The 2676-nt window shown below is 73.1% G+C and carries 1 protein-coding gene, 1 rRNA gene and 1 pseudogene; all 3 read right to left on the bottom strand.

Annotation, left to right across the window (positions count from 1 at the left end; all coding sequences use genetic code 11):
• Positions 1-136: 136 nt before the first annotated feature.
• A complete protein-coding gene (locus AB0912_RS29615) occupies positions 137-1084 on the bottom strand; it encodes a hypothetical protein (protein ID WP_366705239.1) in 948 nt (315 codons plus the stop codon).
• Between the two features lie 636 nt (positions 1085-1720).
• Positions 1721-2431: pseudogene (locus AB0912_RS29610) on the bottom strand (hypothetical protein); the annotation flags it as partial.
• Between the two features lie 153 nt (positions 2432-2584).
• A 5S ribosomal RNA gene (gene rrf / locus AB0912_RS29605) occupies positions 2585-2676 on the bottom strand; the annotation flags it as partial.

The raw sequence follows: 2676 nt of genomic DNA, 5'->3' as shown, positions 1-2676 counted from the left end.
GGGGGGGGGGGGGGCGGGGGGGCCCCCCCCCCGCTCACCGGGGGGGCCACCACCCGCCGGGGGGGGGGGGCTCCTCCCGGGGGCCCCCCGCCGCCCACGTGCTTCTACCGCTGTGTCTCCACGGCCGTGCCGGTCGTCAGCTCTGGGGACGCCGAGCCGCGTCACCCTCGCTGCCGTCGTCCTCGTCGTCCACGTCCTCCACGTCGTCTTGGAGGTCGTCGGCGTCGATGCCGTCGACGTCGTCCGTGGCCACGTCAGCGGTCACCGCGTCGCGCACATCGTCATCGTCATCGTCGTCTTCATCGTCATCTTCGTCATCGTCCAGAGCGTCGGCGGATGCCTTCTCGGAGACGGCGGAGACAGCGGAGGCGGACGTCTGGCCGGGCTCCTCGTCGTCGGCGTCCTCGACGAACGCGTCCACGAACTCGACACCGTCCATCTCGGCGAGGCGGTCGGAGGCGTCCGTGCTGCCGTCCTTGTCCGACTCCACGGCCTTGGCGAACCACTCACGGGCCTCGTCCTCACGACCGGCTGCGAGCAGCGCGTCGGCGTAGGCGTACCGCAGACGCGCGGTCCAGGGCTGTACGGAGTTGGAGGCGAGTTCCGGGCTCTGCAGGGTGACGATGGCCGCGTCGAGCTGGTCCATGTCACGCCGGGCGCCGGCCGCGACCAGCCGCATCTCGACCTGGCTCGCCTTGTCCAGCTTCTGCACCTCGGGGGCGCCCGCCATCTCCAGCGCCTTCTCGGGCCGGCCGAGACCGCGCTCGCAGTCCGCCATGACGGGCCACAGCTCGACACTCCCGGTCATCCGGCGCGCGGCACGGAACTCCGCGAGGGCCTCGCTGAACTTCTGGTTGGCGTACGCGGCGAAGCCGGCGGCCTCACGCACGGCGGCGACGCGCGAGGCGAGCCGCAGCGCGATCCGCGAGTACGCGTAGGCGCCCTCGGGGTCCTCGTCAATCAGCCGGGCCACCATCACCAGGTTGCGGGAGACGTCCTCGGCAAGCCCCTTGGGCAGGCTCTGCAGCTCCTGCCGTACGTCCTTGTCGATCTCGTCGCCCGTGACGTCGTCCGGGATCGGCAGCCGCTTGATCGGCTCACGGTCCCGGTCGCGCTCGTCGCGGTAGCGTCCGCCGCCACGACGGTCGTCGCCACCCCGGTCGTCACGACCCCGGAAGCCTCCGGGACGCCCGCCCCGGTCGTCGCGGCCACGGAAGCCGCCACCGCGGTTGTCGCCGCCTCGGTCGTCTCGCCGGTCGTCGCGACGGAAGCCCGGACGGTCCCCGTCCCGGCGGTCGTCCCGGCGGAACCCACCACGGTCGCCGCCACGGTCATCGCGGCGGAAGTCACTGCGGTCGTCACGGCGGAAGCCACCGCGATCGCCGCCACGGTCGTCACGCCGGTCATCGCGACGGAAGTCGCCGCCACCGCCACGGTTGTCGTCACGGCGGAAGCCACCACGGTCGCCGCCACGGTCGTCACGCCGGTCGTCACGGCGGAAGTCGCCACCGCCGCGGTCGTCACGGCGCGGGCCGCTCGGCCGGTCGTCGCGGCGGGGGCCGCCGGTAGGACGGTCGTCACGGCGGAAGGCCGGACGGTCGCCGTCCCGACGGAAGCCACGGTCCCCGCCACCGCCACGGTTGTCATCACGGCGGAAGCCACCACGATCGCCGCCGCGGTCGTCACGCCGGTCATCGCGACGGAAGCCGCCACCGCCACTGCCACCACGGCTGTCGTCCCGGCGGAAACCGCCTCGGTCGCCGCCACCAGCACGGTTGTCATCACGGCGGAAGCCGAAGCCGCCACGGTCGCCACCGCGATCCCCGCCACGGTCATCGCGACGGAAGTCGCTGCGGTCGTCGCGACGGAAACCCCCGCCGCCACTGCCACCACGGTTGTCATCCCGGCGGAACCCACCGCGATCGCCACCACCACGGTTGTCGTCACGGCGGAAGCCGCCACGGTCACCGCCGCGGTCGTCACGCCGGTCGTCCCGGCGGAAGTCGCCGCCGCCACGGTTGTCGTCGCGACGCGGACCGCTCGGCCGGTCGTCGCGGTTGAAGGCGGGACGGTCGCCGTCCCGGCGGAAGCCACCGCCGCGGTCGTCACGGCGCGGGCCACTCGGCCGGTCGTCGCGACGGGGGCCGCCGGTGGGACGGTCGTCACGGCGGAAGGCCGGACGGCCACCGCCACCGCGGTTGTCGTCCCGGCGGAAACCGCCTCGGTCGCCGCCACCGCCACGGTTGTCGTCGCGGCGGAAGCCACCGCGATCGCCACCACGGTCACCGCCGCGATCCCCACCGCGGTCATCGCGACGGTCGTCACGCCGGCCGGAGCCGCCGCGGTCGTTGTCGCGCCGGTCGTTGTCACGGCGCGGGCCGCCGCGGTAGCCACCGCGGTCACCACTGTCACGACGGCGCTCGTCGCGCTCCGGTCGCTCGTCGGGAGAGTTGGTGGACATGGGTGACTCCTGTCTTCGGTACCGCAAGTCATTCTCGCGCAGCCGGGTACCCAGCGCGCTTCGGAAAAACAAAAGGACCCTTGGTCCCAGCGAGTCGCTGGGACCAAGGGTCCTCCAAAGATTGTTCGGCGGCGTCCTACTCTCCCACAGGGTCCCCCCTGCAGTACCATCGGCGCTGTAAGGCTTAGCTTCCGGGTTCGGAATGTAACCGGGCG

The organism is Streptomyces sp. NPDC007084 (assembly GCF_040703595.1).
Lineage (GTDB): Bacteria > Actinomycetota > Actinomycetes > Streptomycetales > Streptomycetaceae > Streptomyces.
This window is presented reverse-complemented; position numbering and strand designations above follow the sequence as displayed.